Source organism: Pseudoalteromonas denitrificans DSM 6059, from assembly GCF_900112265.1.
Classification (GTDB): Bacteria; Pseudomonadota; Gammaproteobacteria; order Enterobacterales; family Alteromonadaceae; genus Pseudoalteromonas; species Pseudoalteromonas denitrificans.
This window is the reverse complement of record NZ_FOLO01000001.1, coordinates 96,717-117,013: the sequence shown is the minus strand read 5'-3', so window position 1 is coordinate 117,013 and position 20,297 is coordinate 96,717. Positions and strand designations below refer to the sequence as shown.

At 35.4% G+C, this 20,297-nt stretch carries 10 protein-coding genes and 2 pseudogenes; 3 read left to right on the top strand and 9 right to left on the bottom strand.

The annotated features are described in order from the left end of the window. Positions 1–31 precede the first annotated feature (31 nt). Together BM088_RS00475 and BM088_RS00470 are read right to left on the bottom strand one after the other, a co-directional pair. The gene (locus BM088_RS00475) at positions 32–6,067 is read right to left on the bottom strand and encodes a tandem-95 repeat protein (RefSeq protein ID WP_091978744.1); all 6,036 of its coding nucleotides are present in this window, start codon (positions 6,065–6,067) and stop codon (positions 32–34) included. Positions 6,068–6,349: 282 nt separating this feature from the next. Then, positions 6,350–7,075: pseudogene (locus BM088_RS00470) on the bottom strand (EAL domain-containing protein); the annotation flags it as partial. Positions 7,076–7,324: 249 nt separating this feature from the next. On the opposite strand from BM088_RS00470, the gene BM088_RS00465 reads away from it, so the two are divergent. Then, positions 7,325–8,611 carry a PPC domain-containing protein gene (locus BM088_RS00465; protein ID WP_091978740.1) on the top strand — a complete coding sequence of 429 codons (1,287 nt, stop codon included), beginning with the start codon at positions 7,325–7,327 and terminating at the stop codon, positions 8,609–8,611. A 115-nt stretch (positions 8,612–8,726) separates the two neighbouring features. On the opposite strand, the pseudogene BM088_RS00460 reads toward BM088_RS00465, so the two are convergent. The 6 genes and pseudogenes from BM088_RS00460 to queA form a co-directional block, all read right to left on the bottom strand. After that, positions 8,727–10,248: pseudogene (locus BM088_RS00460) on the bottom strand (ISNCY family transposase). A 328-nt stretch (positions 10,249–10,576) separates the two neighbouring features. Further along, positions 10,577–11,521, bottom strand: a complete 945-nt coding sequence (gene secF, locus BM088_RS00455) for a protein translocase subunit SecF (RefSeq protein WP_091978739.1) — start codon at positions 11,519–11,521, stop codon at positions 10,577–10,579. A 12-nt stretch (positions 11,522–11,533) separates the two neighbouring features. Continuing rightward, a complete protein-coding gene (gene secD / locus BM088_RS00450; protein WP_091978737.1) occupies positions 11,534–13,393 on the bottom strand; it encodes a protein translocase subunit SecD in 1,860 nt (619 codons plus the stop codon). Between the two features lie 102 nt (positions 13,394–13,495). Continuing rightward, on the bottom strand, positions 13,496–13,834 hold the full coding sequence (gene yajC / locus BM088_RS00445; protein ID WP_091978735.1) for a preprotein translocase subunit YajC: 339 nt from the start codon (positions 13,832–13,834) through the stop codon (positions 13,496–13,498). A 96-nt stretch (positions 13,835–13,930) separates the two neighbouring features. After that, a complete protein-coding gene (tgt, locus tag BM088_RS00440; protein WP_091978733.1) occupies positions 13,931–15,070 on the bottom strand; it encodes a tRNA guanosine(34) transglycosylase Tgt in 1,140 nt (379 codons plus the stop codon). Positions 15,071–15,232: 162 nt separating this feature from the next. Next, complete coding sequence (gene queA / locus BM088_RS00435; RefSeq protein WP_091978731.1) at positions 15,233–16,270, bottom strand: tRNA preQ1(34) S-adenosylmethionine ribosyltransferase-isomerase QueA; 1,038 nt, start codon at positions 16,268–16,270, stop codon at positions 15,233–15,235. 215 nt (positions 16,271–16,485) lie between these two features. On the opposite strand from queA, the gene BM088_RS00430 reads away from it, so the two are divergent. Beyond that, positions 16,486–18,990, top strand: coding sequence for an EAL domain-containing protein (locus BM088_RS00430; protein ID WP_091978729.1), 2,505 nt, complete (start codon positions 16,486–16,488; stop codon positions 18,988–18,990). Between the two features lie 105 nt (positions 18,991–19,095). Further along, positions 19,096–19,305, top strand: coding sequence for a hypothetical protein (locus tag BM088_RS00425; protein WP_091978727.1), 210 nt, complete (start codon positions 19,096–19,098; stop codon positions 19,303–19,305). 91 nt (positions 19,306–19,396) lie between these two features. On the opposite strand, the gene BM088_RS00420 is transcribed toward BM088_RS00425, so the two are convergent. Then, complete coding sequence (locus BM088_RS00420) at positions 19,397–20,296, bottom strand: hypothetical protein (RefSeq protein ID WP_091978725.1); 900 nt, start codon at positions 20,294–20,296, stop codon at positions 19,397–19,399. Between the last annotated feature and the right edge of the window lies 1 nt (position 20,297).

The window sequence follows — 20,297 nt, the reverse complement described above, 5'->3', positions numbered from 1 at the left end:
AAAGGAGCCTATGGCTCCTTTTTTATTTCTATTATATTTTAAAAGCTTTTCGACTTTTAATTAAAGTAATTAACATCAATAACCAAAATAAAGCACCACCACTGTCACTTTTTTCAGACTCTGGAGTAACCTCTTCTTTTTCAGAAACCGTTACTTTAACTATGCCATTAGCTTGAGCATTAAAAACATCTTTGATGCGATAACTAATTTCATCAACTCCAATAAACTCACTATTTGGAATGTAAGTCAAACTACCATCATTATTAATTGCGACATTACCATTTGACGCAGAAGCAGATACTAAGCTCAAACTATCACCATCAGGATCCGTATCATTGGATAAAACAATAATGATTACAGATTCACCTTTAAAAGTATCAGCTGCATCATCTTGAGCAATAGGTGTTTTATTAGCAGATACTGCAATGGTAACTTCCGCAAAATCTGTACCGCCTTTACCATCAGAGACAGCATAAACAACAACTTCTGTTCCAACAAAATCAATCGCTGGTTTATAATTTAATTTATTTTCAATAACTGATACATTACCCAATACTGCACTTGCAGGATTAATAATCAATAAATCATTATCTCTATCACTATCATTTAAAAGCACATCAATTGTAATTTCAGTATTAATACGCGTTTGTGCGCTATCATCTTCAGCAATAGGTTGATGATTTCCATCAAAAATGACAGCGACACCACTAGGATCAACAATAGTTCCATTTATTTTATGATCAGCATCATTAGGGCCGCCATCAGATATTTGAACTTGTACACACCAAAAACCAGAGATTAAACCTAACTGCCACGACCCTTCACCTGGAGGAGGGCAATAACCATACTCTCCTGCTGTAGAAAACACTTTATCAGTACTGGTTAATACAAAATCTTGCCAATCGCCACTTTCAACCTGTTTACGATATAAAGCATTAGCTGGTATAGGTTTTAGTTGAGGAAATACAACTTTGTAACTTTGACCATCAGGTGACAACCCCTCAACAATAAAATCATAGACCCCACCGGTATTTTGAGCGCCAATATCATCTATTGCACCATTTTCAATCAGTGCACCTGTAATTTGATTTTTGAAAGCGCGATTTCCTAAACGTAAACATCCCCCACTTTGACCTTCAATTAAAAAATTTGTTACAGAAGCGATATTAGAAGGTAGCACATTACATTCATTAATCGCATCTAAGTAATCAACAATACCATCTTGATCTCTATCCAGCTGACCTTCGACATTATCAGGTATACCATCTAAATCTGTATCCGCAGAAGTTAATGTCGCAGCAGTTTCATCTAAATGTATCGTAATTTGTTTTGTTACTATCGTTTTTTGTGAGTCAAGGTCTATAAGCTCTAAGTTAACTTGGTAATTCTGAATGTTTAACGTACTAGGATCAAAACTAAAGGTAAGTTCAGAGTCATCATTGTCAGTTAATAATAACTCGGTATTTGTCCACTTATATTGATATTTTTTATCATGATCTGGATGTTCCACTTTTGCACTAACAAGCACAGTTCCTGTTTGTTTATTAACAACTGAGCCTTGTTGAGCGTTTTGCTCAACCATGAGTCTTACTTTAGGTAAAATGGTATTTTCACTGATAGTGACAGTATGAATGTATTGCTCACTGCGATTAACACCACTTCCTAACTCAATAATAACGGTTTCATCTTCTTCAGCTAACTCATCTGTAAATACGTTAAATGCAATTTCACCATGCGTGCCAGACTCAATCACTAAAGTACCATTAGTTAAATCATGATCAACAAAAGTTTCAGCTGTACCACTCACTTTATAGGGGATAGACAAAGGATAGCGCGGCGCTAAACCATTAAGCATCAAGTCAACTTTTACAGCAAAACCTTCGACTGCTTTTTGTTCCTTAGATAAAGATATTAATGGAGCCATGTTAATTTTTTGGCTTATAACTACAGTTTGATTATTTTCATCTATTGCTTGCCAAAATACAGTACTCACACCTGGTTTAAAAAAGGTATTGTTATCGACTAAAGTAACAGGTAGCGAATTACCGTCTTTATCTACTGCTGTGGCAACACCAATATCAACCTGTGTAAACAAGCCTGAAGCATCTGCTTCAATATCATTTGGTGGAGTTATTTTTGGTAACTCACTACTAGGCACGTTAATATCAATAAGAACTAACGCAGAGTCTAACCCACCAAAACCATCAGATATTTGATACTCAACAACAGCAGAACCATTAAAACCTGCGGCAGGTGTATATGTTAAAATGCTATCAACCCAAGTAACTGAACCAGTTTTTGTATTGGCACCCACTATTTTTAAGCTATCACCATCAATATCACTATCATTATTAAGCACCATAATATTAACAGCTTGCCAGTCTATTCGACTGACTGTATCGTTTATTGCCAAAGGGGCATCATTAACAGGCTCTACTGTTACATCAATTACTACAGGTTTTGATTTTCCTGAACCATCTTGCACTTCAAAAGTAAAACTATCATTACCGTTATAATCACCATCAGGGGTATAAGCTAAATAAGGGGGTTGACCACTAACAATGCCATTAGGCGGATTTTTAATCACTTTAAAAGTTAAAACAGAGCTATCGATATCACTACCAGTTAACTTAAATGAAATAGATGTGTCTTCTTGAACATTAAGAGATTGCTTATCTCCTACAGGAATATCATTAACTGCTTTTACATCAATATGCATATTAACTATTGTTGAAGTTAATTTTCCATCATTTACTTCAAAAGAAAAACTATCTTCGCCAAAGTAATTCTCAAACGGTGTATAAGCCAAATTAGGCACATCACCCGTTAACGTGCCATTTTTAGTACTCGTCACTAATGCAAAAGTAATGTCATCTCCTTCAACATCACTGCCTGTCAAAACAATATTTGTTGTTTGATCTTCAGCAGCTAAAACTGTTTTTTCATTTCCAGCAGGAGCGTCATTCACTGAAAGTATGTTGATAGATATTGTGGCTTCAGTCGAATCTAAGGTCCCATCATTAACTTTAAAAGTAAAACTATCATTACCAAAATAATTTTCATTTGGTTGATATATGAGGTTTGGAGCTTCACCAGTTAGCACTCCCTGAGTAGGTGATGTAATTAAAGAATATACTAAATTATCTTTATCAACGTCAGTACCTGTTAATTCAAATACCAACGCATCATCTTCATTTGATTCAATCGCTTGATTTAAAGCGACTGGTGCATCATTAATATTGTTAACCTGAATTAAAACGGTTGCTGAAGCAACACCACCTTGATCATCACTTACCTGATAAACAAAAAAGTCTTCGCCAGCATAATCGACCTGCGGTGTATAAGTGATTTTTCCACTAGGGTGCACCTCTGTCGTACCAAATTTAGGCGGGGTTACAATAATAATCGACTGTGATACTAATTCACCATCAATATCTTGATCATTTTCCAATACATTAATTGAAACTGCAACTTCTTCATCTGTTTGTGCTTCATCGTTATTACTCAGAGGATTATCATTCACTGTTTCAACGGTTAATAAAACGGTGGCAGTATTTGACTTAGCATCAAGGGAATCAGCCGTTTGATAGGTAAATGTATCTGTACCAAAAAAGTTAGCATTGGGTGTATAAGTTAATAGTAAAGTGGCTTCATCGACAATGACGCTACCTTGTGTAGGAGCTTGCATAATTAAAATCGATGTTATTGCGCCATCAACATCTACATCATTACCAATAGCATTTATTGTATGCGCAACATCTTCTTTCAATACAACAATATCATTCGCTGATACTGGCGCATCATTGACGGCAGTCACGTTAATGTTAACTCGCGTGGCTAAAGATAAAGCATTTTCGTTATCTTTAACCGTGTAAGTAAAAGTGTCTAAACCAAAAAAATCTTTATTCGGTGTATAAATAACACTACCATCAAGCTGAACTTGCACATCTCCCTTTAAAGGAGTTGCAACTAAGGCAATGCTTGTTATATCTAAGGTACCATCTATATCTTGATCATTTTCAAGTACTTTTATTGTAATGACTGAATCTTCAGCTATTGTTGCAGTGTCATCTGTAGTCCTTGGAGCATCATTACTGCCAGACACATTAATACTCACAGTCGCCACATTAGAGACTGCATCAAACACATCACTTACAGTATATCCAAAAAAATCACTGCCATTATAATCAGCATTTGCTTTATAGCTAATTTGGCCATTGCTGATTGTTGCTTGCCCATGCTCAGGCTGGGTTGTTATAGCTAACGAAGAAGATTTTATTTCAGTAGCATTATCAACATCAGTATCATTAGAAAGAACAGAAATTACAACAGTATTATCTTCTGCGACACTCGTTGTATCATTAACTGCAATAGGTGCGTCATTAACACTATTGATTGTAATAGCTACAGCCGTCTCACTAGATATAGTGCCTCTTAAATTAGTTACAACATAAGTGAAAGTATCTGTACCAAAATAATTTTCATCTGGCGTATAAGTAACAATACCATTTACCGTATTGACTGAAGTCACACCATGAGTAGTAGCAGTCACAACTGTTACACTTGCAGGATTTAATTCATTACCAGCCCCCCCATCATTACTGAGTACATCAATCAAAACTTGGTTATCTTCATTTACAGATGCAACATCTGCCTGTGTTTGATTATCATCATCTAAAATGGATATCGTTTGCTGCTGTATACCGCTTTCAACCCCGCCTGTAACACTTGTCACATCAATTATGATGCTTTCATCTGCCTCTTCATCTGTATCTTGAATAGCAGTAATGGTTGCTGACCCTGTAGTCTGGCCTTGCGTGATAGTAATCGTCAAATTTGGTGTAACATAATCAATTCCACTTATTGCCGTACCTGAATATGCAAGAGAAACAACCACATCTTGAAAAGTCACTTTATTAATTGTTGCCGTTAATTGAGTAAAACCTGCAGCCTCAGCAATTGAAGCCACACTTAAACTTAAACTAACATTGGCTGTTTCATCATCTAAAATTGTAATCGTTTGTTGTTGAACTCCATTCTCACTTCCCCCTACAACACTGGCTATATCAATAATAATTGTTTTATTGCCCTCAATTAACTCATTATTGACTGTAGAAATTCCTGTTGCTGCATTTGCAGACAAAGAACCTCCACTAATCGTAATAGAATTACTAGGTGTATTATAATCTACGGCACCAGAAGCTGCCGTACCTGAAAAGGCTAAATTAACCACAACATCTTGAAAACTTTCATTGCTGAGTGTTGCTGTAATATTTGAAGTTCCACCAACCTCAGAAACTGAATTGGTTGCAACCGATAATGTTACAACAGGAGCTGATTGCGCATCAACTATCGTTACAGTTTGCTGATTTGTGGTCCCTACTGTTCCAACTGAAACAGTATTAAGCGTTATTGTCACAGATTCATCAACAGCAGCATCATATAGATTGTCAACTCTACCTGTTATGCTAGTTAATGAAGAAGTATTATTTTGTGGGATCAAAATAGAATCTGATTTGGTATAATCAACATCAACAGTAGCAGTACCAGAATAAGTCAAATTTGCAGTTATTGCTGCTGGCCACTGGTTATTTAAACTACCACTAAGTGTTGCAATAACATTTACCGAACCGCTATTTTCAACTAAAGAATTAGCTGAAACTGTTAGATTAATATCTGGTAAATTGGCATAAATAGCATCAGCAGTTTGACTAATTGGCGTTATATAATTGTTACTTTGTACATTACTAGCATCTTCTAGAATCAAATTTACCGGAATATCAGACCCAGTAGCGATATCGTTACCACCGTCAATAATAATATATGATGCGGTATAATTTCCTCCTCCAGTATCTGTAAAAGCACTTAAATTCACACCATTAACTGAACCTGAAACCAAGGTTAAGCCTGCTTGATCTGCAAATATAGAGATAGTGACATTATCTCCGACCTTATGAACTGAGTTTGAAAGTGTCACTGAGCTTATAACTGGTGCGGCATTGGCCGATTGAGAACTAACACCACAGATAAACATGGCTAATAAAATGATAAATGTCATTATTTTCATAGTTTTCACTTATAACTGAAGTAAGGTTTAACTTTGAGTGAATGTTTAAAATTAAGGTTCAAAATCTTAAAATTATAGCCAATTAAAGTATGAGGCATACGTTTAAAGTACCATCACACTTTATTGCTTTCAATCACAAAACAATAGACTTAGATTAAAGCAAAGTTAGTGCCAAATAAATTATTAGTGTAGCTATAAATAACAAGGGTAAAATGATGAATAGTATTATGCGGTTTGTTCTAATTTAAACTTTGAAATACTCGGATAATAAAGTGAATTTTTATTTGGTATTTTAACTGGTCTTTGCAATAAAAAGCCCTGCATTAAATTTATCCCTAAAGACTTAAGTAACAAAAGCTCTTCTTCACGCTCAATACCTTCAGCAATGACTTGAGTATTAGTAATTTTCGCCAACTCCAAAATCATTTTTAAAAATGCTTTTTTAACAAAACTTTGATCGCAATGATCAATAAAATACCTATCTATTTTTACAATATCAGGTTGTAATTCAGACCATTGCTTTAAACCTGAATAACCAGCCCCTAAATCGTCAATGGCAATTACAAAACCTAACTCTCTATAATGCTGAATCGTTTGTTTAAATAAATCATTATCTTCAACTTTTTCCTGCTCTGTTACTTCTATTATCACTCTATTAGCAGATAAACCATTTTGCGCTAATAAATGCAATGTTTCACCTCTAGGGTGATTAGGGTCCAATAAAACATTAGGACTGACATTCAGCAAAAGTTTGCCACTTAAATTTAAATTCGCAAAATTTATTATTGCCTTTTTTCGGCACAGTAATTCTAATTCTGATATTTTATTCAACTGACCAGCGAGTTTAAATAATACTTCAGGAGACTCTAAAGCACTTCCTTGAGGCCCTCGGCTTAACGCTTCATAACCTAATGCATTTGTTTTACTAAAATCAAAAACAGGCTGAAATAAAGTTGAGATCAACTCCTTTTCAATAATTTTAGTAAAAAGAGCATCGTTAGAAGTCATAAAAAGTACCTACTGTATTAAATTCAGTGACATTATATTAACTTTACATGACAGTTTTATGGCAACCTATTGCAACTTTATGCTATGCCTTTGTATTTTAATAAGAAAACTTAAAGATACTTATAATTTAAATGATGTGTTTCTTTATTTAAACATAATTCTTAGTATAATAGTGTGGTTTCGGGTACTTGAAACAGATAGTGCAATAGTTAGCAATAACAATTTTAAATACAAAAAAGGAATTTCTTAATGAAATATATTTTTAGACTAAGTTACATATTATTTATCAGCATAATATCATTTATAACTCATGCTGGCGAAATTACGTTAAGTAACAAAAACTACTGGGAAATAAACTTTTCAGTAAAGGCTCAAGAAAATAATTTTGACCAGGCAGTAAATCGCTTCAATTTATTAACAGCAGGAGTAGCAGGTAATACAGAAATATTATATGAAATTTATGATGGTCAAACTCTGCTATCCAGTAAAGAATACAGTGGACCGGCGTGGCACTCCCAAGATATTCCGGGCGTGACAACTAGCGGAATAAATTTCAGTCAATTTAGAAATGGAACAATCGATGGAAAAATACGCGTCTATGTTACAAATAGAGATGATCCATCAAAAGATGTTTTATTTAATGACTTCCTCTCTTATACTCTTGATATTTGTGAAGGTGAAAATTTTGAAAGCTGTCGTTATGCCGACAGCAGTTACATTGAATTTGGTGTTACGAACGTCATAAATAGAACCGTTAAAGATTCTATAAATACAACTTTACGAAATGGTAAAGTGCAATCGAACTTAAATACAGACAATACTGAAGGTAAGGTTTTTACTTTTGAAGTACCAACTGGAGCAGCTGGTATTAACTTCGCATTATCTGGAGGCTCTGGAGATGCAGACCTATTTATAACCTTTGGAAAAGATAAAAAAGAAAACGATTACGATTGTATTTCTATGGGCCCAGCTAATGAAGAAAGTTGCAAGCCAACAGAGTCAGGCGGCACTTATTACATACAAGTAAAAAAATATTCTGACTTTAAAGATGTTTCATTAACTGCAAGTTATGAGCGAATAATTCAATCAAAGTTTGTACTGAATGATACAAACTATTTAGAGGTTTTGTTTTCTATAGTTGTTCCTGATGGTAATTTTAATCAAGCAATAAACCAATTAAGCTTATATTCTCTTGATGGTTTTCGAGAAGGAGGAGCATATAGTGAAGTATTTGAAATTTATAATGGTGAAACCTTACTGTCAAAAAATAATATTGGAGAGCTGTTTGCCGATGATGTTACATATGAAGTACCTAGTTATGCGAAGACCATGAATTTTAGCAGTATCAGAAATGGCACTATAGAAGGGAAAATACGCATTTACGGCAATTACGTTAAAGATACATCAAAAGATTTTTTACATTCTGGAAACCTTAGTTTTAATCTATCAGTATGTAGCGATATGTTTAATTGTCAAAGCGCTGAAAATTATAAAGTAAAATTTACAACTTCAAAATTAGTAAAAGTGGTAAAATAATAGACCTATTCTGTACTAGTATCATTACCAAGGGAAACTGTCGGACTAATTACCGAGCGACTTTGTCGTAGTACCATATCAGGGTAGTGTTAAATCAGCAATAGAACAGTCATTGTTAGGCTATTTTTAGCAATGACTGTGAACGTTGAACCCTCAACGCACTGGTATTCATATTTTCTCTCAACCATACATACCTAACACCATTAGCACTTATCTCTGCGCCGTAATTCACTTTAAGTTGCGAAGACACTTGGACTTAGCCGAGATGCGGATTTTGTAACGAGAAGTCGATTACCAACTTTTCTAGCTCTTCATCTGTTCTGTTTTTATGTCGAAGGTCTTGAGTAACTTGGCGTTTCAGTGCTTCCTTGCCGCCCTCTTTAATTAAGCGTCTATGACGATAAATGGTGTCTCGCGATATGCCACTGATGCGTGAGGCTTCACTGACGTTACCAAGCTTGTCTGCTAGCGCTAATACGTCCATTTTCTTTTGTATTTCCAAGTCTTCCATTGAAAGTTTAGTCGGTTCAATGACTTCTGATACCGCCAAATTTCGGCCCCCAAAGTAAGCTATAAAACCATTATTACTCGTCTTTCTAATTTCTATTTTTTGCTTAGCAATAGAGTGCTTCAGTGGGGATTCTATCAGGTAGAACTTGTTGCCATAGCTGAACGTGTGATCATTTCTGATCTTTCGATACTCCTTCAATACACAGACATCATCGAGATTGAGATGGGCAGGAACCGATGTGAATTCAGAGTCAGTGTTCTTAGCATTGACTTCTATTTTCTGTTGCCAGAATTGAGGAATAAATACGTCTTGCAAATAACGATTTGCGCTTATCATATCCTTGATGTTGTTAAGTCTTAGTTCAGGTACTAGCCTGTCTTGGAAGGTATCGAATGAACGCTCGATACGACCTTTACCTTGGGCGAATTGGCGAAGATGATTTCGATTCCTAACTCATCACAAGCCCGTTGCATTTGTGAGAAGTGACAACGTTTAGGCCCTCCAAAGATGCCAGTCCTATCCACATAAAGCGCCTTAAACAAACCTTTCTTATCATGTAATCACGCATGACTTTTAAACAACCAACGGTAGTTTCTGACTTAAAGAACTCTGCATGAATTTCACTAGTGGCATCATCAATAATCGCAATCAAACATGATTTTTGATCCCCAAACCAACGATGGGGGCTGCCGTCCATTTGCAGTAGCAAGCCAGGTGATTCCATTCGTTCACGTCTTTTACGAGCTTTAGCTCGTCTGCGTTTAGCACGTTTTACATGATGAATATCATGCGCCCAAGATCTTAATGTTTCTCGCTTAACAAAAATATTCTCATTCACCTCAAGCAACTCAACTAAATGCTGTAGGTTCACATCAAAGTATTTCTCTTTGATTAATGCTTGGACTTGACGTTTGAGAGAATCAGATGTTTTATTCACAGGAGCTTTGCCAGTGTTTCGATGAACAACAAATTGAATACCGACCTTCTGATATTGCTGAAGGTAACGCTCTATGGTTCTTCTAGATTTATTGAGGAGTTTGGCCGCATTAACAATAGTAATCTTGCGCTCAGCAACTTTAGCAATAATATCAACAGTGAGTTGGGCTTTGGAGTCCATAATAATCAACCTCTGTGTTCCTCAAATATTCAAAAAAGAACAATTAAGAAACACTGATAAAATAGATCCGTCAATTTCCCTTGGTAGTTATTTGCGACAGAATCGCTTGGTAATTAAGGTACGACAAAGTCGCTTGGTGTTAACAACCTATTCTGTACTAGCTCAAATTTAACCTGACAAACACTATATTAAAATTGGTCACTGTCAGAACAAGTCTGGGCTACGTCTTTGCTCTGAACAATGCCTGATAGAAGGATTTTAAAAAGTAATATACATAAAAAAACCCCTAACGGGGTTTCTTATCTCAAAAGTAAGTTTATATATTGTTTAAAAATACTTAAGGCATTTCTTCAAATTCAGCACCCTCTTTTTCTACTTCAACAGGTATTAAATCTTCTTTACTGACTCCTAGAGCAACCGCTACTGCACTAGCAACATATACTGAGGAGTAAGTACCAACAAACACACCAAATAATAATGCAGTAGCAAAACCATGAATGATTTGACCACCCCAAATAAATAAGGCGATTAGTACTAATAAAGTTGTTATTGAAGTGACTAAAGTACGATTTAATGTTTGCGTTAATGAAATGTTAATAATTTCTAAGGTATCGTCAATTCTTACCTTACGGAAGTTTTCACGAATACGATCCGACACAACAATCGTATCATTCAATGAATAACCTATCACGGCTAAGATTGCCGCTAAAACTGTTAGGTCAAAATCAAGTCCTAACAATGCAAACAAGCCTATTGTTAAAGTAACATCATGGGCAAGTGCAGCAACTGCACCTATGGCAAATCGCCATTCAAAACGCATAGCCACATATATTAAGATACAAATAAGCGCGGTAAGCATAGCTAAACCACCTTGCTCTTTTAAATCTTCACCTACACTTGGCCCTACAAACTCAATTCGGCGCATCTGTGCTTTGTCGTCAACTAACTTCATTGCATCCATTAGCTGATTGCCAATCTCTTCGGCTTTAATATCACCACCACGAGGCGCCAAACGAATTAATACTTCAGTACTTGAACCAAATAATTGCACTGATGCATCTTTAAAGCCATTGTCGTTTAATACCGTACGTACTTTTTTAAGATCAGCAGATTGTGAAAAACCCACTTCAACCGAAGTACCGCCAGTAAAATCTAAACCAAAATTTAAACCATTAACAAATAACATTACGACAGAGGCTAAAATCAAAATCGATGAAAAAACCATAGCGATTTTTCGCTTGGCCATAAAGCCGATAGTACCTTTAACATTTAATAATTGCATAAGTATTCTCTCTTAAATCGACAGTGAATCTAGGCGTTTTCCACCCCAAACCATATTAACAACAGCACGAGTACCTACTATTGCAGTAAACATCGACGTTAAAATACCAATTGCAAGTGTCACGGCAAAACCAGCTATAGGGCCAGTACCAACTGCAAATAAAATTATAGCCGCAATCAAAGTTGTGATGTTTGCATCCATAATCGTACTAAAGGCACTATTATAACCTTCATGAATAGCCTGTTGTGGACTACGCCCTTCAGCTAGCTCTTCACGTATACGTTCAAATATAAGTACATTTGCATCAACAGCCATACCAACAGTCAGTACAATACCCGCTATACCAGGCAGTGTTAAAGCAGCTCCAGGAATAAGTGACATTACAGCAAAGATTAGAACAAGATTTACCCCTAGGGCTAAATTTGCCACCATACCAAATGCTTTATAATACATCAGCATAAATGCTAAAACGAAGGCAAAACCTAATACAACAGCTGTCATGCCTGATTCAATATTTTCTTTACCTAAGCTTGGACCAACAGTGCGTTCTTCAACAATTTGAATTGGCGCAACTAACGCACCCGCTCGTAATAATAAACTTAAATTATGCGCTTCAGCTGGATTATCAATACCCGTTATGCGGAACGAGCGACCTAAACGAGATTGAATTGTTGCGACATTGATCACTTCTTCAACTTTAATCGGAGGAAGTGCTTTACCATTTTTATCTTTTTTACCTGAAGGTTTATATTCAATAAAAACAGTCGCCATAGATTTACCTTGCGCTGTTTTTGTAAAGGCCGACATTTTAGAACCGCCTTTGCTATCTAACTGAATATTCACTTGTGGGCGTTGATATTCATCTAAACCTGATTGTGCTCCGGTAATATGCGTTCCACCTAAAATAATGCGTTTTTTCAGCAATACAGGATAACCCTGACGATGCATAATGATCTCAGAACCCGGTGGCACACGACCTGCTGCTGCATCACGAACATCTGAATTTGCATCAACTAAACGAAACTCTAATGTTGCGGTTGCACCTAAAATTTCTTTTGCACGTGCCGTATCTTGAATACCTGGTAATTGCACAATAATACGTTCAGCACCCTGACGTTGCACGTTAGGCTCAGCAACACCAATCTGATTGACACGATTACGAATAATTGTTTCATTTTGCTTGATTGCATAATCACGAATTTCTTTTACTTTTAAATCACTTAGACCTACAACAAATGCTAAATCATTGCTGCGATCATTACTGAATATATAACTGCGATATCTATCTTTTAAGAAACGTTCTGCTGTATCTTTTAGCTCAGCAGTACGCATAACAACCTGTACTTTATCTTGCCCTGCAACACGACGAATCGTTTTGTAGCGAATTTTTTCACCACGTAGATCGCTTCTAAAATCTTGAACCATAGTCTCCATAGATTTGTTTAGTGCTGTTGTCATATCCACTTCCATCGTGAAATGAACACCACCACTTAAATCTAGACCCAGCTTCATAGGTGAACCACCTAAGCTTTTAAGCCATTCAGGAGTTGCAGGGGCCATGCTGATGGCTGAGATATAACCATCACCCAAAGCATCTTTTAAAATATCTTGGGCTTTAAGCTGTGAATCAACATCTTTAAAGCGGATCAATATTTGATCTTTATCTAATTCTGAAGATTTTAACTCGATATTACTGTCAGACATTACTTTAGTTACTTTATCTAAAATAGCTAAATCTGCCGTTGCGCCTTTTGCACCTGATACCTGTATTGCCGGATCTCGACCATACAAATTAGGAGATGAGTATAATAAGCCTATTATAACTATCACCAATACCATCAAGTACTTCCACACTGGGTACTTATTCAACACCTGTTGTATCCTTCTTATTTTTAATTAATCGGCTGTCACATTTCATTGTCACAGCCATTCTCGCGTAAAAACCCGAGTTAATACTATTTATTACACAACAATTTATAAAGACTTCATAGTACCTTTAGGCAATACCGCTGAAATTGCTGATTTTTGCACTGTTACTTGCGTTTGGTCATTTAATGCAATCACAACAAAATCTTTATCATCGGCAATTTTAGAAACTTTACCCACTAAACCACCTTGAGTTAGCACTTCATCACCTTTACCTAATGAACTCATTAAAGATTTATGTTCATTGACACGTTTAGATTGAGGGCGATAAATTAGAAAATAAAATACCAAACCAAACAAGGCTAGCATAATTAACATTTCGTAACCGCCACCTGGCGCTGCCGCTGGAGCATCAGCAGCGTAAGCATTCGACATAAAAAAACTCATAAAAACCTCTTTAGTATTACTATTTTTTGAATATTGTATAGATTGGGTTTAAACCCAGAAATTACAAGATAGCGATATGCCATCTTGTTACTCTTATTAATTATTTTCTTTTAACTCTGGTACTTCTAGCCCTCGAATAGCATAAAAGTTTTCAACAAACTCAGTTAATTTACCTTCACCAATCGCATCACGTAAACCTTGCATCAGACGTTGGTAGTAACGTAAGTTATGAATTGTATTTAATCGAGAACCTAAAATTTCATTGCACTTATCTAAATGATGTAAATAAGCACGAGAATAATTTTTACAAGTATGACAGTCACACTCAGAGTCTACAGGGCCTGTATCTGTTTTGTGTACTGCATTTCGAATTTTAACAATACCATCAGTGATAAATAAAAAGCCATTTCTTGCATTTCGTGTCGGCATAACACAGTCAAACATATCGATACCGCGACGAACCGACTCAACTAAATCTTCAGGTTTGCCAACCCCCATTAAATAACGAGGTTTAGTTTCAGGCATTTTATAAGCACATTCGTCAAGAATGTTAATCATGTCTTCTTTGGGTTCACCTACTGATAAACCACCCAAAGCATAACCATCAAAGCCAATTTCTTCTAAACCTTTTTGAGATTGGGCTCTAAGCTCTGGATACATACCACCTTGAATAATGCCAAATAAAGCGGAAGGTTTTTTACCTTCTTCAACATTTATATGTTCAGCCTTAGAACGTTTAGCCCAACGCTGAGATAACATCATTGAATCTTTGGCTTCTTTCTCAGTTGCAGGGTAAGGCGTACATTCATCAAATATCATAACAATATCAGAGCCTAAATCACGCTGCACTTGCATAGATTTTTCAGGTGTCAGCATGATCTTATCACCGTTAACAGGAGAGCTAAACATCACTCCCTCTTCAGTGATTTTTCTCATTTTACCTAAACTAAAAACCTGGAAACCACCAGAGTCAGTTAAAATTGGTTTATCCCAATTCATAAAATCATGTAAATCACCGTGCTGTTTGATGATTTCAGTACCTGGGCGAAGCATTAAGTGAAAGGTATTACCAAGGCAAATATGCGCCCCAGTCTCTTTTACTTCATCTGGGGTCATACCTTTGACAGTACCATAAGTACCTACAGGCATAAAAGCTGGTGTTTCTACTACACCACGTTCAAAAATTAAGCGACCTCGACGGGCTTTACCATCTGTACAGTCTAATTCAAATTTCATTTCAACCTCGTTTGCCGGAAAAACAGTCCAACTAATATGGGATTTAATCGAGGGATTCTACATGTTTTAGGGGGTGTGCTGCAAGCTAGAAGCTACGAGTTGGAAACTTAAAAGTAGGTGAGCTTATATTCAGATATTAACTCACCTTAAATCACCTATTAATTATTGTGTTTTAGGCTCCAAAAACATGGCATCACCATATGAGAAAAAACGATATTTTTCTGCAATTGCCACCTGATATGCATGTTTAATATTGTCAAAACCCGAAAATGCACTGACTAACATAATTAAAGTTGACTCTGATAAATGAAAATTAGTGATCATGGCATCAATCACCTGAAACTCATAACCTGGATTAATGAAGATATCTGTATCACCATAAAAGCTGGTCAGCTCATTATCCGATTTTTGCGCCGCTGACTCTAGTGAACGAACCGATGTTGTGCCTACGGCAATAACACGACCCCCTCTCGCTTTAGTCGCTTTAACAGCTTCAATTACTGACTCTGGTACTTCAATATATTCAGAATGCATCACATGCTCAGCGATAGTTTCAACTTTTACGGGCTGAAAGGTACCAGCACCTACATGTAGCGTGACAAAGGCCATTTCAACACCTTTATCTTTTAATTTGGCCATAAGATCATCATCAAAATGTAAACCTGCTGTAGGCGCAGCGACCGCACCAGGTTTTTCTCCATATACTGTCTGATAACGCTTTCTATCTTTTTCAGTATCTGGACGATCAATATATGGCGGTAGTGGCATATGCCCAATTTTATTTAATATCTCTAAAACATTTTCTTCGCCACTAAATTCAAGCTCAAATAAAGATCCTTGACGCTGGATCATAATTGCTTTAACACTGCCTTCTAAAATTAATTCATTACCAGGTTTAGGTGATTTACTAGCACGAATATGCGCTAAAACACGATGCTCATCCAAAACTCGCTCAACTAAAACTTCAACCTTACCTCCAGATGCTTTTTGACCAAACATTCTCGCAGGGATCACTTTTGTATTATTAAAAACTAATAAATCATCTTCATTAACAAAATCGAGCATATCACTGAATACATGGTGTGAAATATCACCACTGTTACCATTTAATTTTAATAAACGGCTACTACTACGATTTTCTTTTGGAAATCTAGCGATCAGTTCATCAGGTAATTCAAAGCTAAAATCAGCTACACGCATTTAGTTATACATCCTATCTATTAAAATTCATTCTTTTTCATTACAAAAATAACTTCAAAATTTAGTCATTTTTTAATATATCAGACCAAAATCGCGCCAATTTTATTGATTGTCTTAAGTTAAAGCAAGCCTTGCATGTATTGCACTTTTATATTCGTTCCATTAGCATTATGCCCAGTATCTAAATAACTAAATCTAATTAGAGGTGGCCAGTTATGGCTGTTCAGCTTAAGCTTTTGATCTTAGACACAAGCTTGAAACAACGAAATGCATTAAAACGTTCATTAGCTCACCTTAATATATTTAAAATTTTAGAAGCAAAAAATAGTGAAGTTGCCTTAGACCTTTTAAAAAACCAATCTGTTGAACTTATCATTACAGGCTTAAATATAGGCCACATTGACGGCTGGCGATTTTCACGTATGGTACGTTCTGGTTTATTGAGAACGCCTAAAAATACGCCAATCGTATTAACAACCCCAAATCATTTTGAAAGAATAGCTGATACAACAGCAAGAAGTTACGGTATTGATGCAGTTATAACAGAACAGAAAATACCACAACTTCCACAAGTATTAGCGAATGTTTTATCTAGCCATTTAGAAAAAAGTAGCCGCTTAAATTTGTTATTAATTGAGCCAAGTGAAACACAAGCCAATGAAATTAAGCTGTATTTAAAAGACACTTTTATAGTTACTCATGTTACCAATAGTAAAGAAGCCATTACTTTGTTTCAGCAAGATTCTTTTGCAATTGTATTAATTAATTCAATCAGCAATTTTGCGCCTTCAACTGAAGAGTTGGTCGCTTTATTATTAAAACAAAAAGCCAGTCAGGCGATTGTAACTATTATTGATACAGATGATGCCAACGTTGCTGAACAACTTTTATTATCAGGAGTCAGCGACTTTATTCGAATACCTTACAGTCAACCACTGTTAAATAAAGTATGTGATCAAGCAGCTAGACGCGAAGATTTTATGGTGAGTTATGCTGAGTTTGCAAGCAAAGTTGAACAACTGAGTTTGAGCCAACAAAGATATAAAGATTTATTTTCAGCCCACCAAAGAATTTTACATCATTTAAATACAGTTGTGCTTGAACTCGACGCCAAAGGCACAATACGTTTTATTAATCCTGCTTGGGAAACGTTATTAGGCTTTGATTTTAAAAGCAGCTTAAGTAAAGAGTTCAGTAAATTTTGTGTTTCTGAATTTAAATTATTATTAGAAAACGCTATTTCAGCTATTTTAAATGGTCATTTTCAGCAAAGAACGCTGCAGTTACAACTTCAGCATAAACTTGGAAACCCTATCTGGGTTGAATGTCGTTTGCAGTCAATTAAAAGTGATAAAACTCATACAAGCATCACTGCCAGCATAGATAATATCCATGAAAGAAAACAAGCAGAATTTCAATTACAGCACTTAGCACTGCACGATACATTAACAGGCTTACATAACCGCCATTATTTTGATCTTTCATTAAATCAAATTTGCAAAGATACCCAAAATAACAAACATCATGCTTTACTCTATATCGATTTAGATCATTTTAAAGTGATCAATGATAGTTTGGGCCATCAACAGGGCGATAATGTTCTCAAAAAAGCAGCTAAATTATTTCAACATACTATCACCGAAGGGCAAATCTTATGTCGCATTGGAGGTGATGAATTTGCTGTTATTTTACAAGATATAGAATTATTAGAAGCCCATACTATAGCCGAAAGTTTATGCCAAACACTTGAAAAGTATCAGTTCCGTAGTGTTGAACAAATATACTCTATTAGCTGTTCTGTTGGTTTAACTATGATATCAAGTGATAATAATGATGCTAATGAATGCCTTAAACAATCAGATATAGCCCTATATGTCGCAAAAAGACGAGGTCGAAACCTAGTTCACTGCTTTAGCAATGCTGATGATGATAGTGAAAAAATGATGTCTGGTTTAGCATGGACTCGTCAAATTCGATTAGCATTACAACAAGACCAAATAGAATTGCATTTCCAACCTATTTGGGACTTTAAACTTAAAAAAGTAGCATATTTTGAAAGCTTACTTAGATTAAGAATAGATGGAGAGCTCATCTACCCGAGTCAATTTATTCCACCACTAGAGCTTATTTCTGATATGAATTTACTGGATCACTGTGTTGTAAAAACCGCAATCAAAGATGCAGCTAAACATTCAGCATTAAACAAAATAGCCATTAATTTATCTGCACATGCTTTTGCCGATGAAGGCTTATTACCTTTAATTCAAAATACACTAAAACACCATAAAGTTGATCCACAAAGAATTGTATTTGAAATTACGGAGTCAGCCAGCATAAGCAATTTAGCCGCCACAAGAACTATGATAGAACATTTAAAACAGCTAGGTTGTGGCTTTTCTATCGATGATTTTGGCACTGGCTTCAGCACTTTCAGTTATTTAAAGCAACTCCCTGCCGACCAAGTCAAAATAGATGGTTCTTTTGTAAAAGATATGCTTAATGATCCCATTGATTTAGCGTTAGTTAAAGCGATAAAAGACATTAGTCATTCTCTAAATAAGACATGTGTTGCCGAGTTTGTAGAAGACTTAGCAACGTTCAATCAATTAAAAGAAATCGGCGTAGACTACGCCCAAGGCTACTTTATTTCCAAGCCAATCAAGGCCGAAAATATTCCTGATCAACTAAAAAAAATAACGCTTTGTAAAACATCTAATTAACAATTATTCCCTTAATTTTTGATATTTTCACTTTATCAAAAATGCTCCTTGACTATAATCATTTGCAAAGGATGTAGTCTAGATTTAAAAAATGAGGAGTCAGGTATGACATTGTTTGTTGTTTTATTATTGTTAGCTAATGGGCTAATTACTTATTACTGCTATATAAATGCAAAAATGAAAGGGTATCCAATCATTACTTTTTCTGCATTAGGGTTACTTCCCTATTTTAATTTAGTTGTTTTAGTATATTTACTTTTTTTACCCAACTTAAAAAACCACTCTGAAATCGAACAAAACAGTATTATAAGCTAAAAAAAGAGCGATAATTGAAACCTTAATTATCGCTCTTTTTTTAGTATCAATCTTTATAACACATTAACAAGAACAGTTTGACTCTTTTTAATTAGAAACGATAACTAATTGCCTTAGCTAATAACTGTTCTGAATTTATATCACCAACAACACATGACTTAATATCCTTTTTACTGAAAATATAAATGATATCATTTTTATTTTCACCTGCATTTTTTAGAATGAAATTTACATTTTCACTGCTTGGTAAATTTCTAAGCCCTGCACCATAATCACATAAACTTATAGATAAAGTGTTTTTAATGCTCATTAAAGTCTGCTTTTTTTGTTTTTGATATGCTTTTTTATTGTTATTTTGCTTCTCACGAACATCTGATTTTAATTTTTTTCTTTCTTTTTTTAGCGCTACTTTTTGCTTTTCTAATTCCTTAACCTGGTTTTTCAACTCCTTTTTCCTTACTTCAAGCTCTTTTAGACTCTCTTTTTCAGCATGGCGTCGCTCAAAACTCACATCTTTTACTTCGCGTTCTTTTGAACGAATTTCATGATCTATATCCCTTTCTTGTTCAGCCAACTCTCTAATATGATCACTTGATTCCTGAATTGCTTCTAAAGCCGTATTATAAGCCTCCCTAGAGACTGAAATAGCCCGCTCTTTAATTTCTTCTATGTGTGTTTCGTCAAAATTAAAAGCAATTGGAGCTACAGCCTCAGGTGGTAGTGGTATGGATGGCAAAATATTAGACCAGCTAAAACCACGATTATTTAAAGATTTAGCCTCTAGCTTGAAAGTGATACCTTGAGAAATAAAGTATTGTGCTTCAATTCGATGTAAACCTAGTGTGTTATCTTGTGCAAATGAGGCTGTTAATATATTGCTCATAATGTTGATTTCTCTTTTAATTTTACTTAAATCAACCGACGATTCTTTGGCATTAACTGATACACTAAATACTGCAAAAGCCAAGCTAGATAAAATAAGGTTTTTCATA

Bases quoted from the DNA above. Each gene is read 5' to 3' on its own strand.
- BM088_RS00475 (WP_091978744.1), bottom strand. From the start codon at position 6,067: ATGAAAATAATGACATTTATCATTTTATTAGCCATGTTTATCTGTGGT.
- BM088_RS00465 (WP_091978740.1), top strand. From the start codon at position 7,325: ATGAAATATATTTTTAGACTAAGTTACATATTATTTATCAGCATAATA.
- secF (WP_091978739.1), bottom strand. From the start codon at position 11,521: ATGCAATTATTAAATGTTAAAGGTACTATCGGCTTTATGGCCAAGCGA.
- yajC (WP_091978735.1), bottom strand. From the start codon at position 13,834: ATGAGTTTTTTTATGTCGAATGCTTACGCTGCTGATGCTCCAGCGGCA.
- tgt (WP_091978733.1), bottom strand. From the start codon at position 15,070: ATGAAATTTGAATTAGACTGTACAGATGGTAAAGCCCGTCGAGGTCGC.
- queA (WP_091978731.1), bottom strand. From the start codon at position 16,270: ATGCGTGTAGCTGATTTTAGCTTTGAATTACCTGATGAACTGATCGCT.
- BM088_RS00430 (WP_091978729.1), top strand. From the start codon at position 16,486: ATGGCTGTTCAGCTTAAGCTTTTGATCTTAGACACAAGCTTGAAACAA.
- BM088_RS00425 (WP_091978727.1), top strand. From the start codon at position 19,096: ATGACATTGTTTGTTGTTTTATTATTGTTAGCTAATGGGCTAATTACT.
- BM088_RS00420 (WP_091978725.1), bottom strand. From the start codon at position 20,296: ATGAAAAACCTTATTTTATCTAGCTTGGCTTTTGCAGTATTTAGTGTA.